This is a genomic window from Pseudomonas sp. LRP2-20 (genome assembly GCF_024349685.1).
Taxonomy (GTDB): domain Bacteria; phylum Pseudomonadota; class Gammaproteobacteria; order Pseudomonadales; family Pseudomonadaceae; genus Aquipseudomonas.
Window position 1 is genome coordinate 3177619 of record NZ_AP025944.1, and the last position, 12613, is coordinate 3190231.

The 12613-nt window shown below is 63.5% G+C and carries 17 protein-coding genes; 6 read left to right on the forward strand and 11 right to left on the reverse strand.

Annotated elements, in window-relative coordinates; all coding sequences use genetic code 11:
* Positions 1 to 9: 9 nt before the first annotated feature.
* On the forward strand, positions 10 to 1020 hold the full coding sequence (locus tag OCX61_RS14115) for an AraC family transcriptional regulator (protein ID WP_261940045.1): 1011 nt from the start codon (positions 10 to 12) through the stop codon (positions 1018 to 1020).
* On the opposite strand, the gene OCX61_RS14120 is transcribed toward OCX61_RS14115, so the two are convergent.
* The 7 genes from OCX61_RS14120 to OCX61_RS14150 form a co-directional block, all read right to left on the reverse strand.
* Positions 1017 to 2027 carry a YeiH family protein gene (locus OCX61_RS14120; protein WP_261940046.1) on the reverse strand — a complete coding sequence of 337 codons (1011 nt, stop codon included), beginning with the start codon at positions 2025 to 2027 and terminating at the stop codon, positions 1017 to 1019. The genes OCX61_RS14115 and OCX61_RS14120 overlap by 4 nt on opposite strands.
* A complete protein-coding gene (locus OCX61_RS14125; RefSeq protein ID WP_261940047.1) occupies positions 2024 to 2350 on the reverse strand; it encodes a Rieske (2Fe-2S) protein in 327 nt (108 codons plus the stop codon). The genes OCX61_RS14120 and OCX61_RS14125 overlap by 4 nt, the downstream gene beginning before the upstream one ends.
* Positions 2347 to 3000 (reverse strand): DsbA family protein, encoded by a 654-nt coding sequence (locus OCX61_RS14130; RefSeq protein WP_261940048.1) that lies wholly within the window; start codon positions 2998 to 3000, stop codon positions 2347 to 2349. Before OCX61_RS14130 ends, OCX61_RS14125 begins: the two co-directional genes overlap by 4 nt.
* The gene (locus OCX61_RS14135) at positions 2997 to 4301 is read right to left on the reverse strand and encodes an MFS transporter (RefSeq protein WP_261940049.1); all 1305 of its coding nucleotides are present in this window, start codon (positions 4299 to 4301) and stop codon (positions 2997 to 2999) included. Before OCX61_RS14135 ends, OCX61_RS14130 begins: the two co-directional genes overlap by 4 nt.
* A gap of 183 nt (positions 4302 to 4484) precedes the next feature.
* Positions 4485 to 5537 carry a beta-keto acid cleavage family enzyme gene (locus OCX61_RS14140; RefSeq protein WP_261940050.1) on the reverse strand — a complete coding sequence of 351 codons (1053 nt, stop codon included), beginning with the start codon at positions 5535 to 5537 and terminating at the stop codon, positions 4485 to 4487.
* Between the two features lie 62 nt (positions 5538 to 5599).
* Positions 5600 to 6448, reverse strand: coding sequence for a TauD/TfdA dioxygenase family protein (locus tag OCX61_RS14145; RefSeq protein ID WP_261940051.1), 849 nt, complete (start codon positions 6446 to 6448; stop codon positions 5600 to 5602).
* Between the two features lie 13 nt (positions 6449 to 6461).
* Positions 6462 to 7442, reverse strand: a complete 981-nt coding sequence (locus OCX61_RS14150; RefSeq protein WP_261940052.1) for a quinone oxidoreductase family protein — start codon at positions 7440 to 7442, stop codon at positions 6462 to 6464.
* Between the two features lie 219 nt (positions 7443 to 7661).
* Between OCX61_RS14150 and OCX61_RS14155 the strand changes: the two genes are divergently transcribed.
* A complete protein-coding gene (locus tag OCX61_RS14155) occupies positions 7662 to 7868 on the forward strand; it encodes a hypothetical protein (protein ID WP_261940053.1) in 207 nt (68 codons plus the stop codon).
* A 63-nt stretch (positions 7869 to 7931) separates the two neighbouring features.
* Here OCX61_RS14155 and OCX61_RS14160 read toward each other — a convergent pair whose 3' ends face one another.
* Positions 7932 to 8357: a MerR family transcriptional regulator gene (locus tag OCX61_RS14160; RefSeq protein WP_261940054.1), complete on the reverse strand. Its 426-nt coding sequence runs from the start codon at positions 8355 to 8357 to the stop codon at positions 7932 to 7934.
* A gap of 99 nt (positions 8358 to 8456) precedes the next feature.
* Here OCX61_RS14160 and OCX61_RS14165 point away from each other — a divergent pair, with 99 nt between their 5' ends.
* Both OCX61_RS14165 and osmE read left to right on the forward strand, forming a co-directional pair.
* Entirely contained in the window at positions 8457 to 9692 is a 1236-nt protein-coding gene (locus OCX61_RS14165) for an NADH:flavin oxidoreductase/NADH oxidase family protein (protein ID WP_261940055.1), read from the forward strand.
* Positions 9693 to 9731: 39 nt separating this feature from the next.
* Positions 9732 to 10097 carry an osmotically-inducible lipoprotein OsmE gene (osmE, locus tag OCX61_RS14170; protein WP_261940056.1) on the forward strand — a complete coding sequence of 122 codons (366 nt, stop codon included), beginning with the start codon at positions 9732 to 9734 and terminating at the stop codon, positions 10095 to 10097.
* Between the two features lie 16 nt (positions 10098 to 10113).
* Here the strand turns inward: osmE and OCX61_RS14175 are convergent, their stop codons facing one another.
* Together OCX61_RS14175 and OCX61_RS14180 are read right to left on the reverse strand one after the other, a co-directional pair.
* Positions 10114 to 10443 carry a hypothetical protein gene (locus OCX61_RS14175; RefSeq protein ID WP_261940057.1) on the reverse strand — a complete coding sequence of 110 codons (330 nt, stop codon included), beginning with the start codon at positions 10441 to 10443 and terminating at the stop codon, positions 10114 to 10116.
* A gap of 219 nt (positions 10444 to 10662) precedes the next feature.
* Positions 10663 to 11031, reverse strand: a complete 369-nt coding sequence (locus OCX61_RS14180; protein WP_261940058.1) for a hypothetical protein — start codon at positions 11029 to 11031, stop codon at positions 10663 to 10665.
* Positions 11032 to 11278: 247 nt separating this feature from the next.
* Between OCX61_RS14180 and OCX61_RS14185 the strand changes: the two genes are divergently transcribed.
* The gene (locus OCX61_RS14185; protein WP_261940059.1) at positions 11279 to 11593 is read left to right on the forward strand and encodes a hypothetical protein; all 315 of its coding nucleotides are present in this window, start codon (positions 11279 to 11281) and stop codon (positions 11591 to 11593) included.
* Positions 11594 to 11657: 64 nt separating this feature from the next.
* Here the strand turns inward: OCX61_RS14185 and OCX61_RS14190 are convergent, their stop codons facing one another.
* The gene (locus OCX61_RS14190) at positions 11658 to 11819 is read right to left on the reverse strand and encodes a hypothetical protein (RefSeq protein WP_261940060.1); all 162 of its coding nucleotides are present in this window, start codon (positions 11817 to 11819) and stop codon (positions 11658 to 11660) included.
* Positions 11820 to 12315: 496 nt separating this feature from the next.
* On the opposite strand from OCX61_RS14190, the gene OCX61_RS14195 reads away from it, so the two are divergent.
* A complete protein-coding gene (locus OCX61_RS14195) occupies positions 12316 to 12552 on the forward strand; it encodes a hypothetical protein (protein WP_261940061.1) in 237 nt (78 codons plus the stop codon).
* Positions 12553 to 12613: the final 61 nt, after the last annotated feature.

Sequence of the window (12613 nt, forward strand, 5' to 3'; positions counted from 1 at the left end):
ACAATAAAAATGCCCGCCCTAGTCCGTGCCGCCAGCCTGACCAATTACCTCGAAGTGTCCCGCCATGTGGGCCTGAACCCCAACGCCCTGCTCGCCCAGGTCGGCCTCAGCGCCGCCCTGCTCGACGACCCCAACCGGCGTATTCCGGCGGCCAACGTGATAACCCTGCTGGAAGAGTCGGCCCGTGCCAGCGGTTGCGAAACCTTCGGCCTGCGCATGGCCGAATCGCGCCAGCTCTCGGACTTCGGCGAGATCAGCCTGCTGCTCAGCCACCAGCGCAACCTGCGTGATGCCCTGGAAGTGATCGTGCAGTATCGCCACCTGCTCAACGATGCGCTGGCCATCCACGTCGAGGAAGCCGGCAAGACCGTCATCATTCGCGAAGAAGTGATCAATGAACGGGCGCCGTGCAGCCGCCAGGCCACCGAGCTTGCCATCGGCGTGATGCTGCGCCTGTGTGCGGCGCTGCTGGGTGCCCAGTGGCACCCGATCAGCGCCAACTTCACCCATGCCGCACCCGCCGACCTGGCCATCCACCGGCGTATCTTTGGCTGCAAGCTGGTGTTCGGCAGCGAGTTCAACGGCATCGTCTGCCCCGCTGCCGACCTCGACAGCGCCAGCCCCCAGGCCAACGAGGCCATGGCGCGCCTGGCGCGGCGCTACCTGGACACGCTGCCGGCCGGCGGCACGCCGTCACTGGAACTGGAGCTGCGCAAGACCATCTACCTGCTGCTGCCCATGGGCCGCGCCACCATCGAGCAGGTGGCGCAGACCCAGGGCATGAATGTGCGCACGCTGCAACGGCGCCTGGAAGAAGACGGGCTGACGTTCAAGGACATGATCAACAACGTGCGCCGCGACCTGGTGATGCGCTACCTGGAAAACCCCAGCTATTCGCTGGGGCGCATCGCCGACATGCTCGGTTACTCGATGCCCAGTTCGTTCACCCGCTGGTTCATCGCCCAGTTCGGCATGCCGCCGGCCAGCTGGCGGGCACAGCATACCGAACAGGCGCCTTAGAGGCCCCAGTGCATCAGCGCCAGCACCAGCAAAACGAGGAACACGCTTTCCCCTACCATCAGCGCGATGGGCTTGAGCCCCACTGAAGCCAAGGCCTTGAGCTGGGTCTTCATGCCCAGGGCGCTGATGGCCACCACCAGGCAGCCACGTGACAGGTCATTGATGCCGCCCTGTACTGCCGCAGGCACCCAGCCGGTGCTGTTGACGCAGGCCAGCAGCACGAAGCCGACGGCGAACCATGGCAGCAATGGTGGGCGCTGGCCACTGGCATCCAGGCCCTGACGGCGGGTGATCATCGCCGCGCAGACGATCACCGGCAGCAACATGGCCACGCGCATGAGCTTGACCACCGTGGCGATGTCGCCGGTTTCGGTGGACATGCTGTAACCGGCGCCGACCACCTGGGCGACGTCGTGGATGGTGGCCCCGAGGAATACCCCGGCCTGCCCCGGCGACAGATGCAACCCATTGGCAATCATCGGGTAGAGGATCATCGCCAGGGTCGACAACGCCGACACGCCAATCACCGTGAACAGCGTGGCGTGTTCCTTGCGCGGGTGCTGGGGCAACGCCGCCGCCAGCGCCAATGCCGCAGAGGCGCCGCAGATGGCCGTGGCACCGCCGGTCAACAGGCCGAACAACCGGGAAAAACCCAGCGCCTTGGCTGCAATCACCGACACCACGATGGTCACCAGCACCAGGATGACCACCAGCGCCACTGGCCTCCAGCCAAGGCTGGCGATCTGGCCGAGGGTAATGCGCATGCCCAGCAGGGCCACCCCCAGGCGCAGCACGCCGCGGGCAGTGAACTCGATGCCAGCCTTGCACGGTCCGTCGACGGCCAGGAAGTTCAGGGCCATGCCCAGCAACAACGCGAACAGCATGACCGGCGCCGCGTAGTGCTCACTGAGAAAGCTCGCCGCCGCGCCCACGATCAGGCTGACCGCGATGCCTGGGGCCAATGCGCGAATGCGGTGCTGCGCCGCCGTGATCGCCAGCGTGCTCATTGCCCGCCCTCCTCGTTGCCCAGCACGATGTACACCTGCTGGCCCTGGCATTCGACCGGGTAGCTGTTGACTTTCAGCGCCCTGGAGTTGAGCAGGTAGCCGCTGGCCAGGTCGAAGCGCAGGCCATGGGCGCAGCACTGGATGACCCGGCCCTCCAGGCGCCCGCCGCACAGCGAAGCGCCCTGGTGCGGGCAACTGTCGTCGATCGCGTACAGGGTATCGGCCACATTGAACACGGCCAGGCTCTTGCCGTGGCTTTGCACCAGCACACGCCCGTTGCGCTCGGGGACCTGGCTCGCGGCCAGGGCGATCCGCCGGGTCATGCCGGCACCTGCACTTGCAAGGCTTCGAGCATGGCCGCGAACAGCACATCGGCCGGTTGCGCGCCAGCGATCAGGCGGCCCTCATTGAAGCGAAAACGCGGCACCGCGCTGCCCGCGCGCCCGGCACCGTCGAGAAACGGGCTGCCATCGTCACGCAGGCAGTCGACCACTTGCGCCGCCTGCAACCCGCAGGACTGGGCAATGGCAAGCAGTGTCCGGCTGTCGCCCAGGTCACGCCCCTGATGAAAGCAGGCAATGAACAGCTGTGCCAGCAAGGTTTCAAGCCGCCTGGCGCCAAGCAGGCCGGATGCACGTTGCAACAGGCGGTGGGCATTGGCGGTATTGGGCATGCGGCGGATGCGCGTGAAGTCGATGTCTTCGCCGACCACGCTGGCCGCTGCACGCACCTGCGCCTGGCGCTCGCGCACGGCCTGCTCGCTGCCCAGCCGCTGCACATAGAACGCGTGGAATGGCACGCCATTGGCCGGCAGGCCAGGCAGCAGTTGCACGCCGCGCCACTGCAGGTCCACCTGCACCTGCGGCTGTTCGCGCTGCAACAGCAACAAAGCGGCCTGCAATTGCCGCTGACCAATCAGGCACCACGGGCAAATGAAATCGAACAACACTTCAACCGATAACGTCTGTTTCACGAACTCAACTCCTCGGTACGGCTGACCGATGCTTGCAGACGCTCCATGTCGCGGTGGTAATGGCGTTTGCCGATGAAGAACACGGCCGCAGCGGCGATGCTCACCAGCGGCACCAGCTGGAACGCGGCGTGCAAACCGATCAGGTCAGACACCCGTCCGGTGATCAGCGGGCCGGTGGCCAGGCCCAACAGGTTGTTGGCCAGGGTCAGGGTGGCGAACGCCGTGCCATGCACGGCGGCGTGGGTCAGGTTGGCGACCATGGCGCTGGACGGGCCATTGGTGCCGACGGCGATCATCATGCCCAGGCAGATCAGCACCAGCTGCGCGGTGCCCACCGGCAGCGCAAAGGCCAGCGACAGCAGCAGGCAGCTGCCCAGGCAATAACCGATGGCCAGGCTGATCTTGCGGTCCGGGCGTTGTCGGCCCAGGCGGTCGCAGAGCATCGCGCAGAGGATCGTGCCGATGCCGCTGCACAGCACGATCACTGCGGCAATGGCCCCGGCGCGATCAGTGCCCATGGCGTAGTAGCGGTTCAGGTAGCTGGGCATCCAGACGATCACCGTGCCACCGACGAACAGTTGCAGGCCGCTGCCGATGTACGCGGCGATCACCGAGCGCGAGCCATACAAGGAGCGCAGCGGGCGACTCGCCTTCAGCTGCGCCTGTTCGGCGCATTTGGCGGAGATGCGGGCTTCCTTGACGATCAGCGGGTACAGCAGCGCCAGCACCAGGCCGAACAGCGCCATGCCGGCGAACGCCCAGCGCCAGCCCAGGTGCTGGGCCAGGACACCGCCCAGGGCCATGCCCAGCACCGAGCCGAACATGCCACCGGCCATGAAGGCGCCGGCCAGGGTCGAGCGCATGTCGCGGGGGAACACCGCCACCACCACGGCAATGCCGACGCTGCCGTAGGCGGCCTCGCCGACACCTACCAGGAAGCGCGCGATGAACATCTGCGGGTAGTTTTCTGCCAGGGCGCAGCCCAGGGTCGCCAGGCTCCACAGCACGGCCATCAGTACCAGGCTGCGGACCCGGCCGAAGCGGTCGGCCAGCAAGGACAACGGGAAGGTCAGCAGGCCGACCATCAGCGCGACAATGCCACTGAGCAGGCCGAGCTGGCTGTCGCTCAGGGCCCACTCGCCCTTGAGCAGCGGGAACACGGCATTGAGCACCTGGCGCGACATGTAGTCGGAGATCAACAGGCCGAAGGTCAGGGCGAAGACGACCCAGGCATAGCGCCGGGGGACGCTGTGCAAGGTGTCGGTGCCGGGTGCCTGGGCACTGGCGAGATAGGTGGCCATGGTGCCTCCTCGGAGTATCTGGCGTGGGGTTGTTCTTGTTTTTATGGATACAGCCAACAATCATTACTGCCTGTTCTGGCCTCTTCGCGGGCAAGCCCGCTCCCACAGGTACTGCACAGGCCTGAGTGATGTGCAGAGCCTGTGGGAGCGGGCTTGTCCCGCGAAGAGGCCAGTCCTGCTTTGTCAGGCCCGCTGCGGCACGCCCCTCTGCCCCGGCAGGCGATTCGGCGCCATGCCGTTGGCCTTGAGCGTCTGCTCGATGCTGGTGTACTGCTCGCCAATGCGGTAAATGGCCCGGGCCTCTTTGCCGTTGGCCACTTCCCGGCCCAGTTCATGGGCCACGCGCACGGTCTGCTGGATCTGCTGCACCGAGCCGAAGCGCTTGCCGTGCTGGTCGATGATGGTGTCTTCGTTGCCGCAGCGCGGGTGCAGGCCCATGGCCAGGGCCATGGTGTTGAACGGCAACACGTTCTTGAGCAACGACTCGGCCGTCAGCGTGCAGCCATCTGGCGCGCGGTGGATGAAGTTGAAGAAGTTGAACGGGTTGGGCCCATCAAATCCGCCACCGATGCCGATCCAGGTCAGGTTCAGCGGGCCCATGTAGTCGCCACGGCGAACGATGCGCTCGAGGGTTTCCAGGGCATGCATGCCGGTCAGCTGGAAGTGCGGCTGGATGCCACTGGCCTGCAACCGGCGCAGGTGTTCGCGGACCCAGGCCGGGCCGGCAGGCACGGTCATCTCGCTGTAGGCAGCGTGGATCGCCGGGTGGGCCAGGGAGGTGCCTTCCAGGTACTGCGGGTACAGCAGCTCCATGATGTTCATCTGCGTGGTGTTGATTGCCACGGTCACCTGGTCGGGGCGCGGCGTCAGCTCGGCGAGCATGTGCCGGGTGTCGTCGGACAGCCACTTGGCCGCCTCACCCTCGCCTTCGGGGGCGAAGGAAATCGAGCCACCGACCTGGATGATCATGTCCGGCACCGCTTCACGCACACCGGCGATCAGTTCGTTGAACTTGGACAGGCGCTTGGAGCCCTTGCCGTCCAGTTCGCGCACATGCAGGTGCAGCACGGTGGCACCGGCTTCGTAGCAATCGACGGCCTTCTGCACCTGCTCATCCATGGTCAGCGGGATGTCTTCGGGGAAGTCCTCGGGCATCCATTCCGGGCCGTACGGGGCGACGGTGATCACCACCTTTTCCATGTTTTCCGGGTGCAACGAATCATCGAAGAATTGCATGCAGTAGTCCTCGCTATTGTTATTGTGCTGTGCGCCGCGCGCCTGAGTGTGCGGCGGGTGACTCAGAAGGTGCGGCTGCCCTTGATCCCCGCGCGCTCCATCTTGCGATGGCACGGTGGGTAGTCCATGACCGCGTAATGCTGGGTGCTGCGGTTGTCCCAGATCGCCACGCTGTTGGGCTTCCAGCGCCAGCGCACCTGGTACTCGGGCAGGTAGGCCTGGCTGACCAGGTAGCGCAGCAAGTCGGCGGCACCGGGGTTGGCGTCCTGGCCGAAGCGCACGCGCTGGGGGGTGTGGTAGTTGCTGAAGTGGGTGGTGAAGGCGTTGACGAACAGCACCTGCTCGCCGGTTTCCGGGTGGGTGCGTACCACCGGGTGCTCGGCGTCTGGGAACTGCGCCTTGAGCGCCAGGCGCTTGTCGATCGGCATGGCGGCGCCGAAGCTGGCTTCGATGCTGTGGCGTGCGCGCAGGCCTTCGACCTTGGCTTTCACGTCGGCGGGCAGGTTCTCATAGGCCAGCACCATGTTTGCCCACAGGGTGTCGCCGCCCACCGGCGGGCACTCGACGCAGCGCAGCACGCAGCCCATGGGCGGCGCTTCGCGCCAGGTGGCGTCGGTGTGCCAGGCGTTTTCATAGCGGTCGTTGGGCTGGTCGGGGCGTTTGTAGATCTGCACCAGGCCAGGGTGCTCCGGGTCGCTGCCGGCCACCGGGTGATCTTCCAGCTCGCCAAAGCGCCGGGCAAAGGCCACGTGTTCGGCACGGCTGAAGTGCTGGTCACGCAGGAACAGCACACGGTGCCTGAGCAACTGCGCGCGCAGCTGCTCGAACAGGTCGTCGTCATGGATCGCGTCAGCCAGGTTGACGCCGCTTATCTCGGCGCCGATCGCACAGGTCAGTTGTTCGATGTGCATGCTGTTGCCCTCTTCAGATGACGAAGATCGACGAGCCGGTGGTCCTGCGCGCTTCCAGGTCGCGATGGGCCTGGACGGCGTCCTGCAGGGCATAGTGCTGGTTGATCTCGATACGGATGCGGCCGCTGCTGACGTGGTCGAACAGCTCGCCGGCCAGGTCGGCCTTTTCCGCAGGGTCGGCAATGAAGTCGGCCAGTGCCGGGCGGGTCAGCTGCAGCGAACCCTTGATCGCCAGCAACTGTGGATCGAACGGCGCAATGGTGCCCGAGGCGGTCCCCACGCAGACCATCAGGCCACGGCGCTTGAGCGAATCGAGCGAGCCCATGAAGGTGTTCTTGCCAACGCTGTCGAACACCACGTTGACGCCAACGCCATCGGTGAGCGCGCGCACGCGGCTGGCCACGTCCTCGACGCTGTAGTTGATGATGTGGTTGCAGCCATGGGCGCGGGCGACCTCGGCCTTGGCCTCGGTGGACACCGTGCCGATCACGTTCAGCCCGAGCAGCCGCGCCCATTGCGCGACGATCAGGCCGACGCCGCCCGCAGCGGCATGCAGCAGCACGGTGTCGCCGGGCTTGAAGGCGTACAGCCGGCGCATCAGGTAGGCCGCGGTCAGGCCACGCATGGTCATGGCGGCGGCGGTTTCGAAGGCGATGGTTTCCGGCAGCTTGATCAGCGCCGCAGCGGGGATCAACCGCTCGGTGCAGTAAGCGCCGAGGGTATTGAGAAACCCGGTGTAGGTCACCCGGTCACCCACCGCCACCTGGGTCACACCCTCACCTACCGCCTGCACCACGCCGGACGCTTCCACGCCGATGCCATTGGGCAGCGGGATCGGGTAGGTACCATTGCGAAAGTAGGTGTCGGCATAGTTCAGGCCAACCGCCACCTGACGCAAGCGCACCTGCCCCGGGCCAGGCTCACCGACCTCGGCATCCTCGTAGCGCAGCACTTCGGGGCCACCGGTCTGATGGAAACGTACGACTTTGGACATGCTTGTCTCTCCAATCATCGATCTGGACGCTAGGCGTCAGTTCTGGGTAATTGGAATGTAAGCGCTCGGGGTACGGGATGCTTCGCATCGGGCGACAGCGGGTTTTCATTTGATGACAGGTTGCCGTACCTGCCGCTGCAATCTTTTCTTCATGAGCCGCCTTGAAGGCTATCAATGGCCCGACTAATACTTAGGTCTCTGCCTGGGGAGGCACGAAAAATGCAACCGAGATTCGTTATCGTTCCAGCTGTGCCCGTCGAAAAGACGTCCTTTCGCATCGGCAGCCGGTACTACGCGGCGACCGTTTGCGGCGGTTTCGACATCTATGACAATCAGGAAAAGCAGCGGCTCAAACCCAGTTATCCGAACAAGACGGACGCCGAGGTGCAGTGCCGCAGCCTGAACATGGCAGAGCGCGTCAGGTAGCCCGCGACCTTGCCCGCCATGCGTGAGGGCCGGCAAACCGGCTCTCGCTGCAGAATACCCGCATCAGCACTGCGCCTTGTCGGCCTCTCCTTCCTGCCACCCGGCAATCAGGCGCTGGGCATTTTCGGCGCAATCCATGCCCTGCGGTTTGCTCTGCATGCCTGCGATCACTGCCAGCAATTGCGCACGGTTCTGCGCCAGGCGCAGCTGCATCGCTTCGATCTCGGCCACCTTGCGCTTGAGGCTCGCCAGCAACAGATCATGCCGAGCCGACTCGTCGCCAGAGGCGCTGGTCAGTTTGCGCATTTCCTCGAGGCTGAACCCGGCCTGCTGGCCACAGGTGATGATTTCCAGCGACCTCACCACCTGTTCCGGATAATCCCGATAACCGTTGCCCAGGCGCCGGGCCTCGATCAGCCCGCTGGCTTCATAGAAACGGATGCGCGATGCGCTAAGGCCCGTGCGCCGGGCCAGTTCGCCTATTTTCATGCTCTGTGAAATTTCCTGTTGACCTTAAGGTTTACTTTAACCTTAGCCTTCTCCAAAACCCAACCCGCCCGACGCCTGGCGCTAACTTGGAGAACCCCCATGTCCCCGTTCCAGCCCCTGCGCTTGCCCAATGGCAGTGTCATCCCCAACCGCATCGCCAAGGCGGCCATGGAAGAAAACCTCGCCAACCAGGATCAGACCCCTTCCGATCAGCTACTGCGCCTGTATCAGGCCTGGGCCGAAGGCGGCGCGGGCCTGTTGCTGACTGGCAACGTCATGATCGACCCCAGCGCCATGACCGGCCCAGGTGGCGTGATGCTCGATGACAGCCAGCAGTTGCAGCGTTTTCGCCAATGGGCCAACGTCGGCCGCGCCCAGGGTGCGCAATTCTGGATGCAGATCAACCACCCAGGGCGCCAGATGCAGGCCAACCTCGGCCAGCCAACCGTGGCGCCCTCGGCCGTAGCGCTGGACATGGGCGGGTTGTCGAAGCTGTTTGCGCAACCCAAGGCCCTGGACGAAACCGAAATCGCCGCGCTGATCCAGCGCTTCGCCAGCACGGCGGCACTTGCCGAACAAGCCGGCTTCAGTGGCGTGCAGATCCACGCTGCCCATGGCTACCTGCTCAGCCAGTTCCTCTCGCCGCTGACCAACCGGCGCCAGGACCGCTGGGGCGGCAGCCTGGAAAACCGAGCGCGGCTGCTGCTGGAAGTGGTCAAGGCCGTGCGTGAGGTGGTGTCACCGGGTTTCAGCGTGGCGGTCAAGCTCAACTCGGCCGACTTCCAGCGCGGCGGCTTCGAACCTGCGGATGCACGCCAGGTCGTGCTGTGGCTCAACGAACTGCCTGTGGACCTGGTGGAGCTGTCCGGCGGCAGCTACGAAGCACCGGCCATGCAAGGCGATACCCGGGACGGCCGCACCCTGGCGCGGGAGGCCTACTTCCTCGAGTTCGCCCGCGAGATCGCGGCGATCGCCCGCATGCCGGTGATGGTCACCGGGGGCATCCGCCGCCTGCCGGTGGTCGAGCAGGTCCTCGCCAGTGGCGTGGCCATGGCCGGCATCGCCACCGCGCTGGCTGTCGAGCCCAACCTGCCCCGGCGCTGGCAGGCTGGCGAAACCAAGGCCCTGGCCGAGCTGCCGCCGATCCGCTGGAAGCGCAAGGCGTTCGCCGCCCTGGCCTACATGGCGCTGGTGAAGTTGCAGATGCGCCGGCTGGCTGCGGGCAGCAAACCCAAGGCCAAGGCCTCACCACTGCGGGCACTGCTGCTGGAGCAGTGGTGCACGCTGCGCCGGGTAAAGCAATACAGGCGTATGATGAATAGCCGACTGGATTGATGCTGTTCCGTAACGGCGTTCTCTGACGGGAGCCCTGCCATGAACAAATCAACTTGTGCGCTGATGCTGGTATTGGCAGCGCTCACGGGCTGTTCAAGTAATTCATCGCTCTACCATGACCAACCGTTGGTTGCCAAAGTCGATACCGGCATGAGCAAAGCGCAAGTACTGCAAATTGGCGGCAAACCGAGCGCCGAGTCCGACCGCACGGCAGTGCCGGGTACTTGCTTCGATTACATGCTTACCCAGCCTGGGCAAAAACAGCAGCCCTACATGGTCAGCTTCGACCAGGCCGGCAAGGTCGACAAGACCAGCTTCATGACCTGCGCCGAATGGAGCAATGCGCAGCACACGTCCCGGCAAGCATTGCCCAGCATGGGCGGCATGGGAGGTTCTGGCTACTGATGCCATTGACAGCGGGTTATTCCAGGCATTCTCTGGCGGCCATGCGCAACTTGTCACTCGACAGGAAACTGCCTTTATAGAAAGTTGCGCGGCTGCCTTCGTGATATTCAACGACTTCCAGCACTTCGTCTGAAGTCACCGCACTGGGCGCGGTCAACCGATACCCGTGGTTGATGGACTTTTGCGTGGTCTGGGGGGACAGCGCCTGCCACTTTGGCAGGACACACGCGGCGTAATCTTCCGGGGATTTTGCTGTCAGCTTGCTGGCGGTAGGCTTGCCGGGGTTTGCGCAAGCGGCAAGGCTGGCAGCAAGTACGGAACACAACAGGATGCGAAAGGTTGGCATTTGCAATTAACCAGAATGGAACTTGAGCCATTCTAGCCGGGATCGAGCCGCAGAAGTAATCCACCAAGGTCGTGTCCTGGCCCGATGGCAATGGCGCGAGACTTCCGTCGAATGGGCAAGCCGGCTGGTTCCCTTAGAATGAAAAACGCTGATGGATCAGCACCCATCGCAAAAAGCCCGCTCTCATGTGCGGGCTTTTTGCTCTTGCAGATCAACACGTCAGGCTTTTTTGCACATCAGCGCAGCGTCGAGCAGCCTGCCATGGTCGTACCAGGCGTCGCGCTGGTAGGCGGTGAACTGGCGCTGGGCTCCCGTGCCGCGTAGTTCGACCAAGCCATCAGCCTTATTGGGGTCGGTACTTTCGACATACAGTTTTACCGAGTTGTCGCCGTCGACTTCATAGGTTTTCACGTTGCCTTGAAGTTCGCCTTTGACGCACCCCAGATAGGCTGGCGTGCTTCTATCGGTGGTGCCAGACGTATAATCATGGCTATTTCGTACATCCGGGTTCTGTGCGCACCCGGCCATGAACAACGTGGCGAAAGTGGTAAACAGTACTGCGCCTGCGACCGATCTTGAGCTCTTCACGCGACACGCTCCTGCTGCCCCATCTGGAACTTAGGTAAGAGTTGCCAAGCACGCGCCCTTTTTTGGTTTTCATTGGCCCATGGTACTGCGCAATCTGCGCAGCACCATAGGCTTGTTTGCTATATGGGAGAGGGTCGGTTACCGGCCGCTTTTTTGCTTTCGCGTTATTTCTTTAGCCGAGCGGAACGATTTCAACTCGCCATGATTCTGATGCGTATCGACAGTTACAAACGCTCAGGAGACAACCATGGTGTGGTGGCTGGAAATACTCGCCCAGTACGTGACCTCCACCGGCCTCGCCGTGTTCTGCATCTTTGTGTTCTGGGCCTACACGCTGGCGTTTGGCAGGACATACATCAAGTTGCTGTCGGCTGCGCTGGCCGTGGCATTGCTGGGTATTGCCGCCGTTCCCCACGGGGCGAGCTTCGCCTTCAGCCACAAGACACTGCTGGGGGATGGCAGCGAATTCCTGTTGCTGATCGCAGACGCAATGGGTGTGATCAGTGCCGTGATAATTGCATCGTTCTTTTACGACCCTGGGCGGTTGCTGGATGAAGCATGACTGCCCGGCAAGCTATTCGCCCAACCCTTGGTCGGTGAGCGAATAGCCGTCTATTTCAGTGCTATCAGCGTGGGCCGCCACCGTGCCCGCCACCCATCATGCCTGGGCCGCCATGCCCCCCGCCGTGCCCACCACCGCCACCTGGCGGCATGAACATCCAGCAACCTGCCAGCGTGGATACCAGGGCAACCACCACGGCTGCACGCACTACCTGCTTCAACTTCATACAACACTCCAAAAGGCAAAAACCGGTGCCCTGCCTGGTGCCAGGCAGGGCAGCGCCGCCAGTGTAATTTCCCGACCGGCCAGCCTGTGCGAGCTTTTCCATTTCTTTACAGTTGCGTGAAGTCAACGCGGCCTTGCGTCAGTAGCGACGATAGTCCTGGTGCCCCCCACGATCTTCATCGTAGTAATGCCGGTGATGATGGCCTCCGTCGTGCCAGTACGGCCAGCAGCCACTGAGCAACAACAACCCTGACAACACGACAACCCATGCAGTCTTGCGTTTCATGTGCATACCTCCGGCCAGGCGAAGCAAGGCCTTGCATAGGTTGGACTGCGCCAGGACGCAAGGTTCGGGCCGGGGGCCGGCCGCTGATCTTGTTTCATGAATGCAAGAAAAAAGCGGTTGGCTGTCCACCCATCCAGCGTGGATAAAAATGCAGATAACAAACCGATTTCGGCGGTAGTACTGTCAAGTCGTCCATTCCAGGGAGAGAAACATGAGCATTCGCAGCCTCGCCAAAAATCTTCCAGCAGACCCTGACAATGAGGGCTGTGTGCTTGGCTGGGGTGTTCTACGCGCCGTACATCCGTGGCACTTTGTCGACGTCTATGCCGACCAGAAGACCGCCAGGGCCGAGGCACAACGCCGTGGCGATGGCTACGTGGTGGAATTTGGCTCGCACCGGCTCGGCTCGGATGAATTTGTCTGTGGGGTAACGCTGCCGGAAGGATGACAAGGCGCTCGTCCAGTGCCAGCGCCTTCAAACCTGTGTTGATCTCGTGTTGATTCGTTGT